Source organism: Saccharothrix xinjiangensis (assembly GCF_039527585.1).
Classification (GTDB): Bacteria; Actinomycetota; Actinomycetes; order Mycobacteriales; family Pseudonocardiaceae; genus Actinosynnema; species Actinosynnema xinjiangensis.
Map to the genome: position 1 here is coordinate 19,910 of NZ_BAAAKE010000024.1, position 19,860 is coordinate 39,769.

19 protein-coding genes are annotated in these 19,860 nt (G+C 72.8%); 8 read left to right on the top strand and 11 right to left on the bottom strand.

The genetic code is table 11. The annotated features are described in order from the left end of the window. Positions 1–92: 92 nt before the first annotated feature. A complete protein-coding gene (locus ABD223_RS33105; RefSeq protein WP_344040649.1) occupies positions 93–2,408 on the top strand; it encodes an NACHT domain-containing protein in 2,316 nt (771 codons plus the stop codon). A 155-nt stretch (positions 2,409–2,563) separates the two neighbouring features. Here ABD223_RS33105 and ABD223_RS33110 read toward each other — a convergent pair whose 3' ends face one another. From ABD223_RS33110 to ABD223_RS33130, 5 genes are all read right to left on the bottom strand, one after another. Next, positions 2,564–2,770 carry a DUF2795 domain-containing protein gene (locus tag ABD223_RS33110; protein ID WP_344040650.1) on the bottom strand — a complete coding sequence of 69 codons (207 nt, stop codon included), beginning with the start codon at positions 2,768–2,770 and terminating at the stop codon, positions 2,564–2,566. Between the two features lie 175 nt (positions 2,771–2,945). Continuing rightward, positions 2,946–4,121: a zinc-dependent alcohol dehydrogenase gene (locus tag ABD223_RS33115; protein WP_344040651.1), complete on the bottom strand. Its 1,176-nt coding sequence runs from the start codon at positions 4,119–4,121 to the stop codon at positions 2,946–2,948. Continuing rightward, positions 4,118–5,074 carry an SRPBCC family protein gene (locus ABD223_RS33120; RefSeq protein ID WP_344040652.1) on the bottom strand — a complete coding sequence of 319 codons (957 nt, stop codon included), beginning with the start codon at positions 5,072–5,074 and terminating at the stop codon, positions 4,118–4,120. Before ABD223_RS33120 ends, ABD223_RS33115 begins: the two co-directional genes overlap by 4 nt. A gap of 40 nt (positions 5,075–5,114) precedes the next feature. Continuing rightward, positions 5,115–6,161, bottom strand: a complete 1,047-nt coding sequence (locus tag ABD223_RS33125; protein ID WP_344040654.1) for a glycosyltransferase family 4 protein — start codon at positions 6,159–6,161, stop codon at positions 5,115–5,117. Positions 6,162–6,171: 10 nt separating this feature from the next. Further along, positions 6,172–8,322, bottom strand: a complete 2,151-nt coding sequence (locus ABD223_RS33130; RefSeq protein WP_344040655.1) for an amylo-alpha-1,6-glucosidase — start codon at positions 8,320–8,322, stop codon at positions 6,172–6,174. Positions 8,323–8,683: 361 nt separating this feature from the next. On the opposite strand from ABD223_RS33130, the gene ABD223_RS33135 reads away from it, so the two are divergent. After that, positions 8,684–8,983, top strand: a complete 300-nt coding sequence (locus ABD223_RS33135) for a hypothetical protein (protein WP_344040656.1) — start codon at positions 8,684–8,686, stop codon at positions 8,981–8,983. An 89-nt stretch (positions 8,984–9,072) separates the two neighbouring features. Here ABD223_RS33135 and ABD223_RS33140 read toward each other — a convergent pair whose 3' ends face one another. Then, the gene (locus tag ABD223_RS33140) at positions 9,073–9,456 is read right to left on the bottom strand and encodes an STAS domain-containing protein (RefSeq protein ID WP_344040657.1); all 384 of its coding nucleotides are present in this window, start codon (positions 9,454–9,456) and stop codon (positions 9,073–9,075) included. Between the two features lie 316 nt (positions 9,457–9,772). Here ABD223_RS33140 and ABD223_RS33145 point away from each other — a divergent pair, with 316 nt between their 5' ends. Next, on the top strand, positions 9,773–10,126 hold the full coding sequence (locus ABD223_RS33145; RefSeq protein WP_344040658.1) for a histone-like nucleoid-structuring protein Lsr2: 354 nt from the start codon (positions 9,773–9,775) through the stop codon (positions 10,124–10,126). Between the two features lie 95 nt (positions 10,127–10,221). On the opposite strand, the gene ABD223_RS33150 is transcribed toward ABD223_RS33145, so the two are convergent. Next, entirely contained in the window at positions 10,222–10,395 is a 174-nt protein-coding gene (locus tag ABD223_RS33150; RefSeq protein WP_344040659.1) for a hypothetical protein, read from the bottom strand. 132 nt (positions 10,396–10,527) lie between these two features. Then, positions 10,528–10,662 carry a hypothetical protein gene (locus ABD223_RS33155; RefSeq protein WP_344040660.1) on the bottom strand — a complete coding sequence of 45 codons (135 nt, stop codon included), beginning with the start codon at positions 10,660–10,662 and terminating at the stop codon, positions 10,528–10,530. 122 nt (positions 10,663–10,784) lie between these two features. Between ABD223_RS33155 and ABD223_RS33160 the strand changes: the two genes are divergently transcribed. Both ABD223_RS33160 and metG read left to right on the top strand, forming a co-directional pair. Continuing rightward, entirely contained in the window at positions 10,785–11,291 is a 507-nt protein-coding gene (locus tag ABD223_RS33160) for a hypothetical protein (protein ID WP_344040661.1), read from the top strand. Between the two features lie 245 nt (positions 11,292–11,536). Next, positions 11,537–12,958: a methionine--tRNA ligase gene (gene metG, locus ABD223_RS33165; RefSeq protein WP_344040662.1), complete on the top strand. Its 1,422-nt coding sequence runs from the start codon at positions 11,537–11,539 to the stop codon at positions 12,956–12,958. A gap of 6 nt (positions 12,959–12,964) precedes the next feature. Here the strand turns inward: metG and ABD223_RS33170 are convergent, their stop codons facing one another. Continuing rightward, the gene (locus tag ABD223_RS33170) at positions 12,965–14,149 is read right to left on the bottom strand and encodes an MFS transporter (protein WP_344040663.1); all 1,185 of its coding nucleotides are present in this window, start codon (positions 14,147–14,149) and stop codon (positions 12,965–12,967) included. Positions 14,150–14,236: 87 nt separating this feature from the next. On the opposite strand from ABD223_RS33170, the gene ABD223_RS33175 reads away from it, so the two are divergent. Further along, the gene (locus ABD223_RS33175; RefSeq protein ID WP_344040664.1) at positions 14,237–14,953 is read left to right on the top strand and encodes an ArsR/SmtB family transcription factor; all 717 of its coding nucleotides are present in this window, start codon (positions 14,237–14,239) and stop codon (positions 14,951–14,953) included. A gap of 10 nt (positions 14,954–14,963) precedes the next feature. Here the strand turns inward: ABD223_RS33175 and ABD223_RS33180 are convergent, their stop codons facing one another. Then, on the bottom strand, positions 14,964–16,388 hold the full coding sequence (locus tag ABD223_RS33180) for a cytochrome P450 (protein WP_344040665.1): 1,425 nt from the start codon (positions 16,386–16,388) through the stop codon (positions 14,964–14,966). Positions 16,389–16,628: 240 nt separating this feature from the next. Between ABD223_RS33180 and ABD223_RS33185 the strand changes: the two genes are divergently transcribed. Beyond that, complete coding sequence (locus ABD223_RS33185) at positions 16,629–16,997, top strand: hypothetical protein (protein WP_344040666.1); 369 nt, start codon at positions 16,629–16,631, stop codon at positions 16,995–16,997. A gap of 65 nt (positions 16,998–17,062) precedes the next feature. On the opposite strand, the gene ABD223_RS33190 is transcribed toward ABD223_RS33185, so the two are convergent. Then, a complete protein-coding gene (locus ABD223_RS33190) occupies positions 17,063–18,310 on the bottom strand; it encodes an RsbRD N-terminal domain-containing protein (protein WP_344040667.1) in 1,248 nt (415 codons plus the stop codon). Between the two features lie 193 nt (positions 18,311–18,503). On the opposite strand from ABD223_RS33190, the gene ABD223_RS33195 reads away from it, so the two are divergent. After that, positions 18,504–19,769, top strand: coding sequence for a YncE family protein (locus ABD223_RS33195; protein WP_344040668.1), 1,266 nt, complete (start codon positions 18,504–18,506; stop codon positions 19,767–19,769). Positions 19,770–19,860 lie beyond the last annotated feature (91 nt).

Consider the following 19,860-nt stretch of genomic DNA (forward strand, 5'->3'; position numbering starts at 1 on the left):
CTTGATGTCCGTTCACCGGCGAACGAGGGAAATCGGTGCAGGCGTGCTGTTGCGCAGTGGTACGCCTTGGGAGGTTCCAGCGATCATCAGGTATGCCGCGCAAATGGTTGGTATCGGTCGGTCTGGTCCTGCTGCTGGCGGGATTGGGGTGGTGGGTGCTGCGGGTAACTCTGCTCACAGGCCCGGACAGGACTGACGCCAGCGGATACGGTCAGTTCGTGTTGGCCGCGGTCGGCCTGGTGATCGCAGTGGTGCCGCTGCTGAAGAGCGGACACTTCGGTGATCGACCCGAACTTGATCTCGATGAGCTGACGGACGTGCTCGTGGCGGGTGCCCGGGTGCAGTGGATCGGTGCAGCCGCCGACCGTGGACTTATGCATCCACGACCCTTGCCGATCCGATGGCATCGCAGCCCGTTGCCAGTCGCCGGCCCGCTGTCAGAGGCCACCACACCTCGGGCTGGCTCGTTCGACCCGTTGCCGGGGTTGGCCCGAGTCACCCCTGCCCAACTACGTGAGGGCACCCACCGCACGCTGCACCGCATCTACGGCGGCTTGGCCTCCGGGCGTCTGATCATCATGGGTGAACCGGGCTCCGGAAAGAGCTCCGCCGCCATTCTGTTGCTACTCGACGCCCTCGAATTTCGTGACCACACCCCTGTCGACCAGCGTGCTCGTGTTCCGGTTCCCGTGCTGTTCACCCTAGCCAGTTGGAATCCTGACACCACACCTATCCAAGATTGGCTTGCCGCCAAGATGACCGAGCTTCCACCGCTCACCGGGCGCGGTGGTCGAGTTCACGCGGCGGCGCTAATCGCAGCAGGCCGCGTCGCAGTCATCCTCGATGGCCTGGACGAAATCCCCGAGCACCGCCGGCCTGTCGCTCTCCGCGCTCTTGCTGACCAGGCAACCTTCCGCCTGGTCTTGCTCACCCGCACCACTGAACTCGCTGCTGCTTCCCAGCAGCAGATCCTCACCGGCGCTGCCTGCATAGAATTGCGTCCGCTGACATCCGGCGACGCTGCGGCTTACCTCCGCCACAACCTGCCCGTTCCACCACCCCGCGTGTGGCGGAACCTCTTGAACACCCTGGCTGCCGGCAGCATGACCCCTGCGACTGCCGCCCTCACCAATCCGCTGACCATCACGCTGCTCCGTGACATCTACCACCACGTCGCATCCGTGCCTGGCCCCTCTACCGCCGACCCGGACGAACTGCTCGACACCACTCGGTTCCCCACGTCCGACGACATCACCCATCACCTCCTTGATCACGCCATCACCAACGCCTACACACCCAGACCAGGTCAACCGCCACCACCCTTCACCCCTCAGGTCGCCCAGCACGCTCTTTCCGTCATCGCTCGACACCTCCGCGACCACAACACCCGCGACCTGCGCTGGTGGCAGATCTCTGCATGGGTACCGCGCACAACCCGTAGCATCCTCAACGCCATCGCAGTCGCACTCGCGACAGGACTTCTCATCGGACTCGCGTTCGGACTCGTCGGCGGACTCATCGGCGGAATCGTCGCAGGAATCGTAGTTGGAGTTCTGTCCGGCCTGGCATTCTGGACTGAAAGCATGTTCGGCCCGCCCCTACCTTTCCGAGTCAGAGCGAACCAGATCGAATGGCGATCAAGCCTTGCGTTCGGGCTTGCTTTCGGAATTGTAGCGGGACTTACATTCGGGCCTGTGGCAGGAATCGTGTCCGGACTTACCTTTGGAGTCCTCGTCGGACATCCCGAGGATTTCCTCGACGCCCCGCCGCCCCAACCTACGCGATTCAGACCAGGTTCCGTCCAGTGGGGATCCAGCATAGTACTGGGCCTTATATCAGGACTCACCCTCGGGCTCACCATAGGATTCATGCCAGGACTTCTAGTTGGCATCACCTTTGGATTTACGACCGGACTCGTGAGCGGCCTCGGGGAACGAGATTTAAATCAGAATCTAACCCCCAGCGCACAACACCGAGGCGACCTGACCCTTCTGTTCGGCCTCGCAGTTTTGTACGGGTCCACCGGCGGTCTCGCCAGTGGAGTATCGTTCACACTCATTGAAGAGCTCATGCCCAGACTGGTAAACGGCCTTACATTCGGACTGGCCGACCAGTCTTCATTCGGACTTGTCGACAGGCTCATGCTCGGACTTGTCGGCGGACTCGCGATCGGAGTCGTGACCTGGATGCTCAACACCGCTGCATGGCGGACTGCCATCAGTCAGCTTTACCTGGCCGGCAAGTACCGAGTTCCTTTGAGACTGCTCAAATTTCTCGCTGATGCCAATAAACGCCATCTCCTGAGAACCGTTGGTCCTGTGTACCAGTTCCGCCACGCGACCCTGCAAGACCGCCTTGCCCCTCCAGCTGAACCGATCAGGCCTACACAGCTTCCCGACAATCGCTGAGCATGTAGGCCCTGCACCCGAGCAAGAAGGCTTCAAGTGACGCCGACGAGGAGAATCACCCGAATTGCGCAGCGCGCTTAGCCCTCCCGTCTGATCTGGACAACGCCCTGGTGGCAAGCTTGTGGGAACGACGACTCGACGACCAGTTGCCCTCCTCAGTCCCGCCGCTCGTCGATCGCGGCGGCCTCGACGACCTGGTCGAAGGACTCGTAGACGCCCTCCGGGATGGAGCGCACCGCGTGCACGGTGTCCTCGTCGGCGTTGTTGCGGGAGGCGTGGTCGGCCAACTGCTCCTTCGCCGCCGGGTACACCACGTCCGACAGGGCGGTGCGCAGCCGGTCCTCGGTGGTCGTGTCGCTCATCGTTCCCCTTCCACGACTGGTGCGAGCCTGGTGCGACTCGGCCTCCGACTACCCGAGGGCGCGATCCCGAAACAGCCGCGCAGCCCACCACCCGGTCACCGCCCGGTGCGACGAACGCGACGGTGGTCGCCCACCGGGTGCGGGGTGGCCGGAGACCGGCCACCCCGCACGTCGGTCACGGCGTGAGGACGACCTTCTCGCAGTTGTCCTGCTTGTTCTTGAAGATCTCGAACGCGCGCGGCGCGTCCGCCAGCGGCATCCGGTGCGTGATGATCCGGGTCGGGTCGATCTCGCCGCGCTCGATGCGCTCCAGCAGCGGCTTCATGTACCGGTGGGCGTGGGTCTGACCGGTGCGCAGCGTCAACGACCGGTTCATCCACGCGCCGGCCGGGAACTTGTCCATCATCCCGCCGTACACGCCGATGACGGACACGATCCCGCCGCTGCGGCAGGACAGGATCGCCTGGCGCAGCGCGTGCGGCCGCTCCGTCTCCGACCGCACGGCCTGCTTGACCCGGTCGTAGGCGTTGACGTGCGCGCTGCCGTGGGTGGCTTCCAGGCCCACGGCGTCGATGCACTTGTCCGGTCCGCGCCCGCCGGTCAGCTCCAGCAGCCTGGAGCGGACGTCCACGTCGTCGAAGTTGATCGTGGTGAAGCCCGCCTCCTCCGCCATCCGCAGCCGGTAGGGCTCCTTGTCGATGACGACGACCCGGGCCGCGCCGAGGACCCGCGCGCTGTCCGCGGCGAACTGGCCCACCGGGCCCGCTCCCCACACCGCCACCACGTCGGAGGGCTGGATGTCGCACATCTCCGCGCCCATGTACCCGGTGGGCAGGATGTCGGACAGGAACAGCACCTGCTCGTCGGTCAGGTCGGGCCCGACCTTGAGCGGTCCGACGTCGGCGAACGGGACGCGCACGTACTCCGCCTGACCGCCGGCGTACCCGCCCGTCAGGTGGGAGTAGCCGAAGATGCCGCCCAGCGGGTGGCCGAACATCTTCTCCGCGATGCCCGCGTTCGGGTTGCTGTTCTCGCAGCACGAGTACAGCTCCGCCGCGCAGGCCCCGCACGCGCCGCACGCGATCGGGAAGGGCACCACGACGCGGTCGCCGACGCGCAGCTTGGCCGGGTCGACGCCGGGACCGACCTCGACCACCTCGCCCATGAACTCGTGCCCCAGGACGTCCCCGTCCTGCATGGTCGGCACGTAGCCGTCGACCAGGTGCAGGTCGGAGCCGCAGATCGCGGTGGAGGTGACGCGGACGATGGCGTCGCGGCCGTTGAGGATGGTCGGGTCCGGCACCTCGCGGACCTCGACGGTGTTGCGCCCCGCCCAGGTGACGGCCTTCACGCCGGTTCTCCCTTCGCCAGCTCCTCGGGTGACAGCGGCTGCGCGGGCCGCTGCGGGAACTCCTCGCGGGCGCGCTTGCCCCACGGCGCGCCGTCGGAGCGGACGACCTCGCCGGTCTCCAGGACCTGCTTGAGCCTGCGCAGGTCGTCGTCGAGCTGCTGGTGCGGCTCCTCGCCGAAGTACCTGGCCACGGCCTTGCCGATCTTCCCGCCGGGGATGTCGTAGGCCATGACCACGTGCACCTCGGTGCTCACATCGTCCGGCGCGGGCACGAACCACACCTTGCCGGTGTTGGGCACGTCCGCGTCGCCGGTCGAGCGCCACCCGATGCGCACGCCGGGTTCCTCGTCGACGATCTCGGCGTCCCACTCGACGGTCTTGCCGAACGGGGCGGTGGCCCGCCAGCGGCTGGTCTTCTCGCCGGTGACGCGCACCTCCTCCAGGTGGGTCATGAACGACGGCAGGTGCTCCAGCCCGCGCCAGAACGAATAGACCTCCTCCACCGGTCGCCTAACGGTCGTCGTAGCCGTCAGCTCCACAGTTCCTCCTTTTTCACGAGCACGGGTGGCCTGGACTGCGGTGAGCACGTCGAGCGCCGTGATGCCGAGGACCGCGCCGGTGACGCCGACGAGGCGGCCGCGGCGCTGCCCGCCGCGGTTCCCGAGCGCCACGGCCAGGCTCGCGAGGTCCATCGCGTCGCCCGCGACGCGCGTCCACGCCCACGGCCCGACGCGGCGGCCGGCGAGCAGCCCGGCGGCGTGCACCAGTTCCCGGGCGCCCACCAGGGGCACCACCCGGCGCGACGTGGCGGAGTCGTCGACCCCGCTCAGCCGGCGCACCGCGTGCGGCGCCGCGACCTGGGCCAGCCCGAGGCACAGGCTCACCAGGCCCAGCGCCCGACCGCGCCGCCGCACCGGGGCGCGTTCCGCCCGCTTGGCCGATCTCAGAGCCATTCCTGCCTCCCGTGTGGGTTGCGCCCTCGGCCTGCCACGGTCACACCGCCCGGCTGGACAACGTCGGCGCGGCGGTGACCGCTTGGTAGACCTGCTCGTACCGGGTAACCATTGCGCGGACGTCGAACCGTCGTTCCGCCTCGGCTCGGCAGCGGTCCGGCGACAGCTCGCCGACGCGCCGGAGGGCGGCGACGAGCCCGTCGTGGTCGTCGCAGGTGAAACCGGTCTCGCCGGACGTGACCACCTCCTGCACGGAACCGCGCCGCAGCGCCACGACCGGGGTGCCGCACGCCATCGCCTCGACCATCACCATCCCGAACGGCTCGTCCCACTGGATCGGGAAGAGCAGGCAGCGGGCGGCGCCGAGCAGGTCCAGCTTGGTCGCGCCGGCCACCTCGCCCAGCCACTCGACGTCACCGCCGAGCAGCGGCTCCACCACGTCGTGGAAGTACTCGTGCTCCTCGGGCTCGCGGCACTTGGCCGCGATGCGCAGCGGGATCCCCGCCGCCGCGGCCGCGGCGACCGCCTGCGGGATGCCCTTGTCCGGGCTGACCCGGCCGAGGAACAGCGCGAAGTCCTCCTTGTCCCGCCGGAACGGGAAGCGCTCGACGGCGACCGCGTTGTGCGCGGTGCCGACCCAGTTGAGGTCCGCCGCCGCGGCGCGCTGCGCGTGGGAGATGGCGACCATCTGGACGCTGTCGCCCAGACCCCGGTAGTAGCGGCCCATCTGGCCGGTCACCGGCCCGTGCGCGGTGACCACGGTGGGCACGTCACGACCGCGGGCCAGCAGGGGCCCGGCCATGCTGTGGTCGTGCACCACGTCGACGTCCATCCCGGACAGGATGTCCAGCAGCGCCAGGGCGTGCACCAGCTCGGGCAGGCCCTGGCCCAGGTGGTCGGCCGAGGGCACGTCGGAGGTGGCGAAGAACTCCCTCGCCGCCGTGCCGTTGCGCCCCACGCCGACCAGGACCACCTCGTGGCCGCGGGCGACCAGCCGGTCGACCAGGTCCGCGCACATCGCCTCGATGCCGCCGTAGGCGCAGGGCGGCAGCTCGAACCACGGTGGGGCGACCATCGCTATCCGCATGGCGTTTCACCTACCTCGACTTCCTGATCGCGCCAGGGTGGCGCCGGACGATCCCGCGGACCAGCTCGACGTCGTCGGGCAGGCCGTGCAGCCGCACGTCGTCGCCGTCGACCTCCAAGGACACCCGGGTGCCCGCCAGCGGCACGCCGTCCAGCGACAGCGGCCCGAACGAGGCGGGCAGCACGGGCGCGACCCACACCTTGCGGTGCGGCACGTACGGCTCCACGCGCAGCAGCAAGCGCAGGAGGTGGACGGGCGTCGCCGACGCCCACGCCTGCGGTGAGCACGACGTCGGGTACGGGACGGGTTCGGGGTGGTCGGCGCGGTCGAAGCCGCACAGCAGCTCGGGCAGCCTGCCGCCGAACGCCTCGGCGGCGTCCAGGACGGCGGTGGCGACCCGCTGCGCGTGCTCGACGAAGCCGTAGCGCATCAGGCCGGTGGCGACGAGGGCGCTGTCGTGCGGCCACACGGAACCGTTGTGGTAGCTCATGGGGTTGTAGGCGCCCATGTCGGAGGCCAGCGTCCGCACGCCCCAGCCGGTGAACATGCGCGGCGACAGCAGGTCGTCGGCGACGATCGCGGCCTTGTCGTCGTCCACGATGCCGCTCCACAGGCAGTGGCCGACGTTGGAGGCGAGGGCGTCCACCGGCCGCTTGTCACCGTCCAGGGCGACCGCGTAGCGGCCGAGGTCGGGCAGCCAGAAGCGCTCGTTGAACCGCTCCTTCAACTCGGCGGCGCGCTCGCGCCAGTGCCGCGCGCCGCCCGGGTCGTCGAAGTCGTCGCACAGGCAGGCCCGCGCCAGGTAGGCGGAGTAGGCGTAGCCCTGCACCTCGCACAGCGCGACGGGGGCGCGGGCGATGGTGCCGTCGGCGAAGTTGACGCCGTCCCAGGAGTCCTTCCAGCCCTGGTTGACCAGGCCGCGGTCGGTGGCCCGCTCGTACTCGACGAACCCGTCGCCGTCCCGGTCGCCGTGCCGCTCGACCCACTCCAGCGCGCGGTCGACGTGCGGGATCATCGCCGCGACGCGGTCGCGCCCGATGCCCCACCGGGACAGCTCGCCGACGAGCACCGCGAACAGCGGCGTGGCGTCGGCGGTGCCGTAGTAGACGTTGCTGCCGCCCAGCACCAGCGAGGCGTCCGCGCCGAAGCGCATCTCGTGCAGGATGCGGCCCGGTTCCTCCTCGCTGTTCGGCTCGACGCGCACGCCCTGGTGGTGGGCCAGGGTGCGCACGGTGCCCAGCGCGAGCGACGGGTCGATGGCCAGGCTCATGTAGGAGGCGAGGATGGAGTCGCGGCCGAACAGCGTCATGAACCACGGCGCGCCGGCCGCGATCGCGGTGTCGTCGGGCCGGTCCGGGTCGAAGATGCGCAGTGCGCCCAGGTCCTCCCGGCTGCGCTGCAACGTGGCGGCCAGCGCCCGGTTGCCGGTGCGGCGCAGCACCGGCGAGGCCTTGCGCCACTGCGCCTCGCGCCGCGCCGGGACGGACTGGTCGACGGGGTGCTCGCGCGGGAACAGGGGCGCCACGGGTTCGCCGTCCACCACCGGCTGCACCGTCACGCACGTGCTCCACTCCCCCTTCGGCGGGATCACGGCGCGGAAGGTCAGGGTGGAGGGCGAGCACTCCGCGCCCTCGCCCCACACCCGCGTGCCCCGGCTGCGGCCGTCCAGCCGCCAGGTCAGGCGCAGCTCGTCGTCGGCGACCTCGGAGGCGTGCTCGCCCCGCGACCGCACGCGGCCCTCCTTGACCTCGAACAGGTCCGCGAAGTCGGCCTCCACCCGGATCGTCACCACGTGCGTCGCGGTCTCGCGGCCGTAGTTGCGCAGCACCAGGTCCTCGCGCATGCCCGCGCCGACGTACCGGTCGCGGCGCACCAGCAGGGTGCTCTCCGCCTGGGGCCGCGGCGACCGCCCGCGACCGACGAACCTGGCCCGGAACGGGTCCGGGGTGCTGGTCGTGATGTGCTCGACGGGCGCGCCGTCCACCCGCAGCCGCCAGCCGGACAGGATGCGGGTGTCCTGGAAGAACGTGCCCTGGGCGGCGGCGCCGTCGAGGTCGCCGTTGCTGCCGCAGACGCAGAACGAGGTGCCGTGGACCAGCGTCACGGTGTTCGGCGACAGCGTGACGGGTTCGCCGTCGAACGCCCAGCCACCCTCCGTCATCACGTGCCTCCTGGTGCTGGAAGGGTTTCCCGGACTGCGGGCTCCCGGTCCGCGACCTCGCGGTACCCGCCCGGTGCCGGTCCCGCCCGACCGGGCGGTCCGCGCCGGCCGGGGTGACCCGGTGCCGCGGTCCTCCCGTCCGGCACCCCGCCCGGGGTGCCACGACCCGGGGCGGCCAAACCGGGTCCCTCGACCCGCAGGCACGATCCCGGGGCCGGTCACCACCTCATCGAGCGAATTCGGGGACCGTTGGGCGGTGTTCGGCGCACGTGGACGCCGGCGGTCCGCTGACCTCGTCCCGGTTGAACGCCCGCGTGCGGGCGACCCCGGGTGGGCAGGGACGACGGTGAGGAGGCCGTCGATGGCAAGGGCAGTGGGCGTCACCGAGCGGGGCGGACCGGAGGTGCCGGCCGTCGTCGACCGCGAGGTGCGGGAACCGCGCGGGGGCGGCGACGCTGCCGATGAACGGGCTCACCGACGCGCTCGGCCTCGACCTGCTCGGCCTGCGGCCGGGCGGCGCGCCGGCGGTGAGGGCCTGCTGGCGTCGGCGGGTGGGCTTCAACTGCGGGTGGCGGGTGAATACCCGCCCGAAGAGGCTGCCGAGGCGTACCGGGTGATGGACGCGGGCGGCCTGCGCGGGAGGGTCGTGATCCGGTTCTGAGCCGTGGTGCGGTGCGGCCGGTGCGGTGTGGTGCGGCCGGTGCGGTGAGCGAGGTCGGTCCACGTCGGACCGACCGCCTTCGTCCCCGCCTACCCGCCGACCCCGGGCGACAGCGCGGAGTCGACCGAGTCGACCAGGTGGACGACCGTGTCCAGGCCCACCATCACCAGCAGGCTGGTGATCAGGTGGTTGGCGGGCGCCACGACCACCAGCTCCACCCCGCACCGCCCGGCCCGCTCGTGCGCGTGCAGCAGGGCGGTCATCCCCACCGAGGCGAAGTACGTGACCTCGCCCAGGTCGGTCACGAGCAGCGGCGCGCCCGCCCGCACGGCCGCTTCGAGCCCCTCGGAGAACGCCCAGTCCAGCCGCTCGACCACGGCCTGGTCCACCTCGCCGCCGATGCCCAGCAGCACCGCCCGGCCCCCGTCGAGGAGGTCGACCCGGGTCCGCACACCGGGTCCCGTCGTCGTCATCGCCACCTCACGCCCTCTCTGGTGGAGACGCCATGACACGGCGAACCTACCCGCTCCGTGCGCGGATCATGCCCGAACAGGTGATCCGACTCCGTATTGACACGGACGGACCACGCTTCGAGCACGGTGCGGTGTCGTGGGTCGGGGAACCGGTCCGCCGGCAACCGGGCCCGTCACCTGCATATTCACTCCGGAACGCCGGTCCTTGATTAGTGGCCGCCAACTCGATATGAACCTATTTCGTTTTCAATTGCGCGGACCCGGCGATCACAACAGGGCTACCCTGAACGCGAGAAGAAGCGGTAGGAGGTGCCGAATGGCGCGGCAGGTTCTGGTCCGGCTGGTTGACGACCTCGACGGGAGTTCGGCCGGTGATGTCGAGACGGTCTCGTTCGGCTTGGACGGCGTGTCGTACGAAATCGACCTCTCCCCCGACAACGCGCGCCGACTGCACGAAGCGTTGGCGCTCTTCATCGCCCACGCGGACAAGGCCGGCAGGCGCGGCGGGCGCGGCGCACCCGCCCGACGTGCGCCGAGGCGGCCGAGCGCCACGTCCAGGGCCATCCGGGAATGGGCGCGGCGCAACGGCCACGACCTGGCCGACCGCGGCCGCCTTCCCGCGCACGTCGTCGAGGAGTTCCGCGAGGCGCACGAATCACGGAGCCGCTGAACCGGCTCCGCTTTTCCCCGTCACGTCGAATCGGCCGCCTCGAACCGCCGGACCCGGGATGCCGTGAATTCCCGTTCGCCCGGATTTCCCGTGGATCAGCCGACCGTCCGCGCGCACTGCGACCACCACTGCTCCAGCACGCCCACGGCGGGCCACTGCGGTTGGCCCTCGTCGGGCGCGTGCGGCGGGCGCTGCTCGTGCGGCCGGGCCGGTGCTTCCTCGGACAGGTAGAGCGCGACGAGTTCGTCGAAGATCGGAGTCGTGGTCACGGGGCGATCGTCGCCCACCGGACCCCGACCACCGGCGCCCGACATCGGCATGTCCGCAATACGGCGCAGAAACCACCCGTCCAGGTGGATTACCGCGCCGAAAACCGGTTCGGCGGCGCGGGGCCCAGCGGTTCAGGGCCCGGTCGACGAGCGTGGCGACGGGCGCGCGGGCCAGGTCGCCGTGGCCGGTGACCAGGGCGTCGCGGCTGCGTCGAGGTGGGCGCGGGTGAGCAGGATCGCCACCACGTCGACCCGGGTCAGCTCCACGGCGCGGCTCCTCCTGCCCGACCCGACGGGCGGCAACCGGCCCACCCCGGGCTCGGCGGAGTGGGCCGTCCGACCTCGACCTAGGATTCGTGAGCATCTCTCACCTAGGACAGGGGGTCGTCGTGGCGGGCAGGACGGACGTGGAGGCCGGGGCGCGCGAGTGGTTCGCCCGGCCGGCGCCCGCCGCGGTCGCGATCCGCGACGAGCACGGCAGGTCCCGCGAGGTCACGGCGAGCGACCGGCTGCGGGAGGTCGAGCGGCGGGCCAGGCTGATCGCGGTCAGCGACGGCCTGGCCCGCGCCGTCGCGGCGCTGCTGCCGGACGGGGCGGCACGCGCGTTCCAGGTGCGGGTCGACCCGCGCGCGGACGGGGACGAGCAGGTCGTGGCGCTGCGCCTCACCCTGGCCGACGGGGTGGAGGCGGACGTGCCGGTGTGGCCGGGCGTGCCGAGGCTGCACGCCTACCCGGCCGGCGACCGCGTCGGGATCACCGCGGAACCGCTGCTGATCGTCGAACTGGCCGGCGGGGTGCGCGAGGCGGACGGCTGGGTGCCGGCCGTGGCGTTCGCGGAAGCCCTGCGCGACCACGTGGTCGGGGCAGCTGCCGCGGAGGCTGCGGCGGTGGTCTGACGGCTGCGGCGGGAGGGCAAGCAGCAGGCAGGCGGGCAGCAGGCGGCGGGTGCCGGAAAATCGGGTGATCACCACCCGTGCCACCTGCCACCATGAGGCCGTGCGCACCTGTTCCCCCTTGATGTCGGGCCCCGCCGCGGGGCCCGACGTCGACGTGCGCTGACACCACGAGCCGACACCACATCGGACCAAGCCCCGGCCGTCGCCGGGGTCCGTCCTCCGCCGCCGGTCGGGCGGGAGGACGCATGACCACCTACATCACCACCGCCATCCCCTACGTCAACGCCGAGCCGCACCTCGGGCACGCGCTCGAACTCGTCCAGGCCGACGTGCTGGCCAGGCACCGGCGCCTGCGCGGCGGCCGGGCGCACTTCCTCACCGGCACCGACGACAACGCGGTGAAGAACGTGACCGCGGCCAGGGCCGCCGGCGTCACCGCGCGGGAGTTCGTCGACGCCAACGCCGCGCGGTTCGCCGCCCTGCACGCGCCGCTGGGCCTGTCCGTCGACGACTTCATCCGCACCAGCGCCGACCGCAGGCACCTCGACGGCGTGCGGCGGCTGTGGCTGGCGAGCGCCGCGCGCGACGACTTCTACCAGCGCGAGTACGAGGGCCTGTACTGCGCGGGCTGCGAGCAGTTCTACCGCGAGGACGAGCTGAGCGGCGGTCGCTGCCCCGAGCACGGCGTGCCGCCGGAGCCGGTGCGCGAGCGCAACTGGTTCTTCCGGCTCTCCCGGTACACCGGCCGCCTGCTGGACCTGCTGGAGTCGGGCGGGCTCCGGGTCGAGCCCGCCGCGCGGCGCAACGAGGTGCTGGCGTTCGTGCGCGCCGGGCTGTCCGACATCAGCGTGTCGCGGCCCGCGGCGCGCTCGGACGGCTGGGGCATCCCGGTGCCCGGCGACCCGGACCAGGTGGTCTACGTGTGGTGGGACGCCCTGGCCAACTACCTCACCGCGAACCCGGCGCTGTGGGCGGGCGCGACCGAGCGGGTGCACGTGATCGGCAAGGGCATCCTGCGCTTCCACGCGGTGCACTGGCCCGCGCTGCTGCTCTCGGCGGGCGAGCGGTTGCCGGACACGGTCTTCGTGCACGAGTACCTGACCGCGGGCGGGGCGAAGATCGCCAAGAGCTCGGGCAACGCGGTGCGGCCGGTCGAGCTGGTGGACCGGTACGGCCCCGACGCGGTGCGCTGGTGGCTGCTGCGCGAGGTGGCCCCGCTCGGTGACACGGACTTCACCGAGGCGCGGCTGCTCGCCAGGGCCGACACCGAGCTGGCCAACGGCCTGGGCAACCTGGTCAACCGGGTGCTCGCCCTGGTCCACCGGTCGCGGGGCGGCCGGATCGCCCCGGCCGCGCCGCTCGCGGAGGTCGCCGCGCTGCCCGCCGAGGTCGACGCGGCGCTGGCCCGGTTCGACTTCCGCGCGGCGACGGCCGCCCTGTTCGACGTGGTCGCGGCGGCGAACAGGTACGTCGAGCACGCCCGGCCGTGGACGCTGGCCGGCGCGGACCTGGACGAGGTGCTGGGCACGGCGGTGCGGACCTGCCGCGAGCTGGCCGTCGAGCTGGGCCCGTTCCTGCCGCACGGGAGCGCCCGGCTGCTCGCCCAGCTCGGCGAGGGCGACACCGCGGCCCCGCCCGCGCCCGTGTTCCCGCGCCTGGCGCCCTGACACCCGTCAGGCGGGGGTCGGTTCGCGGCTCCGCTCGGCCCTCCGGGTCAGCGCGGGCACGGCGGACCCCGCGGCCAGGAACACGGCGGCGGCCAGCAGCCAGCCGCCCGCGTCGAACGCGGTGAGGCCCGCGGTGAAGAACGCCGGGCCGACCATCTGCGCGGTCGCCGTGGCGGCCTCGGTCACGCCCTGGTAGGCGCCGCGCGACTCCTCGCGCATCAGCGACAGCGACAGCCGCCAGCTCGCCGCCACGTACCCCAGCTCCCCGGCCAGGTGCAGCAGCCCGGCGACCACGACGACGGCCACCCCGGCGTGCCGCCCGACGTCCCCGGACAGCGCCAGCAGCACGCACGCCGCCGCCAGCGCCGCGCCGGACACCGCGGCCGTGCGCGCCGCGCGGGACGTGGTGGCGGCCAGGCGGGTCGCGGGCACCTGGAGCAGCGCGACGCCGAGGGAGCTGATCACGACCAGCACCCCGCTCAGCGACAGCGGCAGCGACCGGGACGTCCACAGCGGCACGCCGGTCGACAGCATCGCCCAGCACAGCGACAGCACGGCGGTCGTCCCCGCCACGGCGAGGTAGGGGCGGTCGCGCAGCGGCGAGGCGAACCGGCCGACCGGGCGCCGGGGCGTGGGCGCGCGCAGGGCGATCACCGTGAGCACGGCGAAGCTCGCCGCGTTCGCGGTGATCGCCGCGGAGTAGGCGGCGGGGTCGTCCAGGCCGAGCACGAGCGCGCCGACGCCCGCGCCCGCCGCGTACCCGACGTGCTGGGCGACGCGCTGGCGGGCCAGGACGGCGACGCGCTCGCCGTCGTCGGCGACCAGGCCGGTGAGCAGCGCGGTCCGGGCGGCGTTGCCGCCGTTGGCCGGGGCCACGAACACCACGGTGACCAGCACGAAGGCCCAGGTCCCCTCGGCGAACGGGTAGCAGGCCATGGCGAGGCCGCGCGCGGTCGTCGTGGCGGCCAGCACGTGGCGGGCGTCGAACCGGTCGGCCAGCGCGCCCAGGGGCACCGCCGCGACCAGGCCGACCGCGCCCGCCGCGGCCATCGCGACGCCCACCGCGACCGGCGGCAGGCCGCCGACGCGGGTGAAGTACAGCGCCCAGATCGTGAACCACAGGCCGTCGCCCGCCGCGGACGCGCCGCGCGCCCACATCAGCCGGCGCAACCAGGTCTCGACCTCACCCACCGCCCACCACCTTTCAAAGTTTCGTGAAAGGTGACTGTAGGACCAACCATGGTTCACGTCCACCTGAAGGGTGGTAGCGTGACCGGTGTGGCGGGATGGGTCGATCCGGAGAACCGGGTGGTCGCCGCGGTCACCGCGCTGGCCGCCGAGCTGGCCGACCCCGTGCGCCTGACCGCGTTGCAGCTGCTGGCCGCCGAGGGCCCGCACACCTCCAGCCAGCTGGCCGACGCCATCGGCGTGTCGGCGTCCCGGCTGGGCAACCACCTGGCCCGGCTGCGCGAGAAGGACCTCGTCACCGCGGAGCGCGCCGGGCGGCACTCGGTCTACCGGGCCGCGCCCGGCCTGGGCGAGGTGCTGGCGGCGCTGGCCCACTACGCGCGGGGCGCGGACGCGGTCGGCCTGCCCGATCGCGCGCCGTCACCCGCCGACATCGCGCACACCTGCTACGACCACGCGGCGGGCCGGCTCGGCGTCACCGCGTTCGCGACCCTGGTCGAGCGCGGCGCGCTGCGCCCGCCGGACGGCCTCGGCGACGAGGTCGCGCTCGGGCCCGACCAGGAGGCCTTCGCCGAGCTGGGCGTGGACCTGGCCGCGCTCGCGCCGGGCCGCCGCAAGCTCGCCACCGCCTGCCTGGACCGCACCCACCGCCTGCCGCACCTGGGCGGCGTGCTGGGCAAGGCCGTGCTGGACGCGTTCCTGGCACGCGGTCTCGTGGCCAGGGCGGCGGACAGCCGCGTGCTGACCGTCCTGGCGCCCGCCGAGCTGACCCGGCTGCTGCCCGGGTTCCCGCCGCCCGGGTCCTAGTCCTAGGACCTCACCCGATCCGCTCCAGCCGCACGGGCAGGCCGTCCCGGGGCACCGGCAGCGCGGAGAAGTCGAACCGGGTCTCGTAATCGGGCGCGACCGCGATCCGGAAGCGCAGCAGCACCTGGTGCAGCAACGCCTTGATGTGCACGTCGGCGAACTGGGCGCCCGCGCACTTGTGCACGCCCCCGCCGAACGGCGTCCACGCGTAGCGGTGCACCCGGTCCTCGCGGCGGTGCGCGGCGAACCGCTCGGGGTCGAACCGCTCCGGGTCCGGCCACAGCTCCGGCAGGTGGTGGTTGACCTGGGGCGTGACCGTCACCAGGGTGCCGGCGGGCAGGTGGCGGCCCAGCAGCCCGGTGTCCCGCGCGGTCTGGCGCGGGAAGACCGGGATCGGGGTGACCAGCCGCAGCGACTCCTTCTCCACGAGGTCGAGCGCGGTCAGCCGGCCCAGGTCGCCCCACTCGACGAAACCCCGGCCCAGCGCACGGGATTCCGCCCGCGCCCGGTCCTGCCACTCGGGGTGCCTGGCCAGCCGGTGGACCATCGAGCTGAGCGCCGAGGTGGTCGTGTCGTGCGCGGCCAGCAGCAGGCCGATGACGTGGTCGACCACCTCGGTGTCGTCGAACCTGAGGCCGTCGTCGGCGCGGGCGTGGCACAGCATCCCGAACAGGTCGGGGTCCGCGCCCGCCCGCTTGGCGGGCAGGCGTTGCGCGCAGAACCGCTCCAGGACGCGCCGGCCGGCCAGGCCGCGCGCCCACCGCGTGCCGGGCAGGCCGACCCGCACGAGGGAGGTCACGGCCCCGGTCATGTCCGCGAAGGCCGCCCGGACCACCTCCGACTCGCGGCCCAGCCCGGCGCCGAGGAAGACGTCGGCGGCCAGTCCCAGGGTCAGCCGCTTGACCGCGGGCACCACCGGGAAGGGGTCCGCGGGCCGCCACCCGTCGAGGCCCGCCTCGATCACCCGGTTCATCCGGTCCAGGTAGCCGCGCAGGCGGTCGGCCGTGAACGCCTGCTGCACCACGCGGCGCTGCCGCACGTGCTCGTCGCCGTCCAGCGTCAGCAGGCCGCCGCGGAAGAACGGGCCCAGGAAGTGCTCCCACCCCGGCCGGGCGGCGAACACCCGCTCCCGGTTGACCAGCACGGCCTCGGCGGCCTCCGGCCCCACCACCGACACGATGCGCCTGCCGAACCCGCACGACCAGCTGATCGGGCCGTGCTCGGCCAGCCGGCCCCGGCCCCACGCCACGGGATCCCGGGTCGCGCTGAAGGTGTGGCCCACCAGCGGACTGCCTGCATCACCCGGCACGGTGGCCAGCCCGCTGCCCGCGGGCGCGGCGGGGAAGGGCCCCGGGAGGGCCACGGCCTCCCGCACGCGCCGGACCCGATGCCCGAGCGCCGGCCCGGCGGTCCGGTCGCGCTCGTCGGTGCTCACGGTGGAACGGGCTCCTCCGGGTCGGTGGACGGCCTCCCTCCAGTGTGGACCGGGAGCGGGCCCCCGGGCCATGCCTCGAACCGGTGAAACCCCTGGGCGGACGGGTGAGGCGGCCTCCGACCGCCCCGCGACGGTGGGCGGTGTTGCCCGGTGGGGCGCGGTGATCGCCTGATCGAGGAAGTGTCCCGATTGGAATGATGCCGGCGTCGTCGTCCTCGATCGCACTGGAGCCGGAACCGCATGTCCACCATGACCTGCACGGTCAACACAGCCGTCGCGGAAGCGATGAACCGCTACGGCGCAGGCCTGGACCGCGCCCTGCACGACCGGGGTCTGCTGTGGGAGATCGACCACCGCGGCGTGCTGAGGGGCGCGGTGCCGCCGTCGTGCTCGACGGTGGAGGCGTTGGAGCGGCTGGTGCTCTGGGCCGCCGCGCTGAACCTGGCCCTCTTGCGCACCAACCCGTCGACGCCGAAGACCTACACCTACCGCGGGGTGGTCGACCACCGGGTCGTGGAGGTGTGGAACAGCGTGCTGCCGAGAGAGGACGGCTGGTTGTTCCGCGCGCTCACCGAGAGTCGACCGGCGGACTCACCGCTCGGCGTCTGAGCGGTCGGGCGGCGGCGGGAGGGTGACGGCTCGGTGCTCTGGCGGCGATGGCAGCCGGCGGCGGCCTACCCGCGGCCGGGGTTCGCCGTCGCGGACTCGTGGGACGGGTGCGATCGGCTCGTGCGCGCGAGCCGCGCGGTGCGGTCGCGCGACCGCCTTCCCAGCCAGGTTCGCAGCGCCCACCAGGCGCGCAGGGTGTCGAGCACGGTCGAGCGGGCGTCGGCGGCGGGTTCGTCCAGTGGCAGCGCGGTGATCTCGGCCAGGCGGTCGAGGCGGTACCGGACGGTGTTGGGGTGCAGGTGCAGGGCGGCGGCCGTGTGGCCGAGGCGGCGGCCGTGGTCGAGGTAGGCCAGCGCGGTGCGGGCCAGGTCGCGGTGGAAGTCGTCGGCGGGGTCGAGCCGGCCCAGCGCGCTGTCCACGAGCAGGTCGGCGAGCAGGGGCTGCGCGGCCAGCGCGGTCTCACCGGCCAGCTCGGTGAGGTGGCGCACGCCGCGCAGCCCTTGCCCGGCGGCGATGGGCAGCGCGGCCGCGCACAGGGCGTGGACGTCGCGCAGCTCGGCCAGGGCCGCGCCGGGCGCGACGACCAGCAGGACGTCGGGCGCGAGGTCATCGGCGGTCGGCGGCCTGCCCGCCAGTCCGGTCAGCCTGCCCTCGACCAGGCCGTACACGCCGCCGAGGCCGAGCAGCCGCTGTTCCAGGGCGCGGGCCAGGGAGGGCTCGGTGACGTCGGAGACCACGCAGTGGTAGCGGCCGCCCGGCCGCAGCCCGGCCCGGTGGAGGTCCTCGGCGCGCGGCGGTTCCCGGTCGCCGGGCAGCAGCAGCCCGCGCAGCAGCCGCGTGCGCACGTCTCGGGTCGTGCGGGACAGCTGGAGCTCGGCGGCGTGGTAGCCGTTGACGATGTGGCGCTCCAGCGCGCCGGTGTAGCGGTCCAGGTCGAGGACCGCCTCCAGGATCACGTCGTCGGGCACGCCGGCGGCGCGGCTGCGGTCGATGGCGATGCGCACCGCGCGGGTGCGGCCGGCCTGGACCCCGCACAGCAGGGCGGTGATGGGCACGCCCTGGGCGGCGCGGTCCGCGCCCAGCGCCTCGGCGGTGGCGAAGTCCTGGTCGTCGGGGTGCGCGGGACGGGCCAGGGAGTCCAGGCCGGCGGCCAGCAGCACCTGGACGTGGCGGCGGTTCTCGGCCTCGGGCAGGCGCGCGACCTCGGGTGAGCGGGTCCGGGCCGCCAGGACCAGTTCGTCGAGGACCCGGTCGTCCTCGGACATCGCCTTGAGCACCTCGCGGAGCAGCGCGCTCCGGTTCGCTGCGGGCACGGCTCCTCCCGACCACGGCGCTGTGGCAGGGCCACAACAGGCTCGCCGGGTTGTTGGCCGGCCGCCCCTACCACGGGTGCGCCACCCACTGGTTCGCTGTGGCTACCGCAGAGTAGCAACACGGTCGCCCGCCGGGCGACCGCCGGTTCGGGCCTTTCCGCCGCGAACAGAGCCGTTTCGGTTGGGAGTCCGCATGACCAAGACATCGTCGCACCGCGGCCGACGCGCGCGGTTGTCCGGGGTGATCACCGCCGGGCTGGTGGCCACCGGGCTGGTCGCCACCGGGTCGGCGGCCCCGGCGGGCGCCGCGCAGCTGCGGGAGGTGATGTTCGTGGGCAACAACTGGGACGGCACCGCCGACGTCATCGCCTCCACCGGGGACTTCGGCAGGATCGGGCGGGTGAACATCATCCCGGACCGCGAGGAGCGGTTGCGGGAGATCTACCTCAACCCGATCAAGCTGATCTTCTTCCTGGGCATCCGCCACGGCCCCGGCGAGGGGCACGACCAGTTCGTCGACGACATGTACACCACGCCGGACGGTTCGGCCGTGGTGGCGTCGCGGCCCAGCTTCGCCGACGTGGTGTCGGTCGACCTGGCCACCGGCGGGATCAGGTGGCGCTTCCCGGTCTCGGGCTTCCGCTCCGACCACATGGCCGTCTCCCCCGACGGTTCGCGGGTCGCGGTGTCGGCCTCGACGTCCAACACCGTGCACGTCCTCGACATCGACACCGGCCGCGAGGTCGGGAAGTTCGCCACCGGCGACAAGCCGCACGAGAACGTCTTCACCGACGGCGGCGGGCGCCTGTGGAACATGTCCATCGGCGAGGTCAACACCGACCTCGACGACCCCGCCCTGGACTTCACCAAGGGCGACCGGCGGATCACCGTCGTCGACACCGCCACGTTCCGGCAGGAGCGGGTGGTCGACATGCGGCAGCGGCTGGACGCCTTCGGCCGGTCGGACCTGTCGGACTCGGTGCGGCCGGTGGCGTTCACCCCGGACGAGTCCACGCTGTACTTCCAGGTCTCGTTCTTCAACGGGTTCCTGGAGTACGACGTGGCGGGCGACCGCGTCACCCGCCTCAAGGAGCTGCCCAAGAACCCGGGCACCAGCGACGACCGCACCACCTTCGTCAACGACTCGCGCCACCACGGCATGTCCATGAGCCCGGCCGGCGACAAGCTGTGCGTCGCCGGGACCATGGACGACTACGCCACCGTCGTGGACCGCGCGTCGCTGCGCGAGGGGCCGCTGGTGCCGGCGGCCAAGCCGTACTGGGCCACGGTCAGCGGCGACGGCCGGGCCTGCGTGATCTCCGAGAGCGGCGCCGACCAGGTCACCGCGATCGACTTCGCCACCGGGCGCAAGCTGCTCTCGGTGCCGGTGGGCGACCACCCGCAGCGGGTGCGGGTCGGGCACGTGCCGCAGGGGTGGGCGGGGCCCGCGAACGGCTGACGGAGCGGTCCGCCGCCCCGCCGGGAAGCGCTCCCGGCGGGGCGGCGGACCCGTGCCCGGGGTCGCCCCGTGCCCTTGATCACGCAAAGTT

Bases quoted from the DNA above. Each gene is read 5' to 3' on its own strand.
- ABD223_RS33105 (WP_344040649.1), top strand. From the start codon at position 93: ATGCCGCGCAAATGGTTGGTATCGGTCGGTCTGGTCCTGCTGCTGGCG.
- ABD223_RS33110 (WP_344040650.1), bottom strand. From the start codon at position 2,770: ATGAGCGACACGACCACCGAGGACCGGCTGCGCACCGCCCTGTCGGAC.
- ABD223_RS33120 (WP_344040652.1), bottom strand. From the start codon at position 5,074: ATGGCTCTGAGATCGGCCAAGCGGGCGGAACGCGCCCCGGTGCGGCGG.
- ABD223_RS33125 (WP_344040654.1), bottom strand. From the start codon at position 6,161: ATGCGGATAGCGATGGTCGCCCCACCGTGGTTCGAGCTGCCGCCCTGC.
- ABD223_RS33130 (WP_344040655.1), bottom strand. From the start codon at position 8,322: ATGACGGAGGGTGGCTGGGCGTTCGACGGCGAACCCGTCACGCTGTCG.
- ABD223_RS33135 (WP_344040656.1), top strand. From the start codon at position 8,684: ATGGCAAGGGCAGTGGGCGTCACCGAGCGGGGCGGACCGGAGGTGCCG.
- ABD223_RS33140 (WP_344040657.1), bottom strand. From the start codon at position 9,456: ATGACGACGACGGGACCCGGTGTGCGGACCCGGGTCGACCTCCTCGAC.
- ABD223_RS33145 (WP_344040658.1), top strand. From the start codon at position 9,773: ATGGCGCGGCAGGTTCTGGTCCGGCTGGTTGACGACCTCGACGGGAGT.
- metG (WP_344040662.1), top strand. From the start codon at position 11,537: ATGACCACCTACATCACCACCGCCATCCCCTACGTCAACGCCGAGCCG.
- ABD223_RS33185 (WP_344040666.1), top strand. From the start codon at position 16,629: ATGTCCACCATGACCTGCACGGTCAACACAGCCGTCGCGGAAGCGATG.
- ABD223_RS33195 (WP_344040668.1), top strand. From the start codon at position 18,504: ATGACCAAGACATCGTCGCACCGCGGCCGACGCGCGCGGTTGTCCGGG.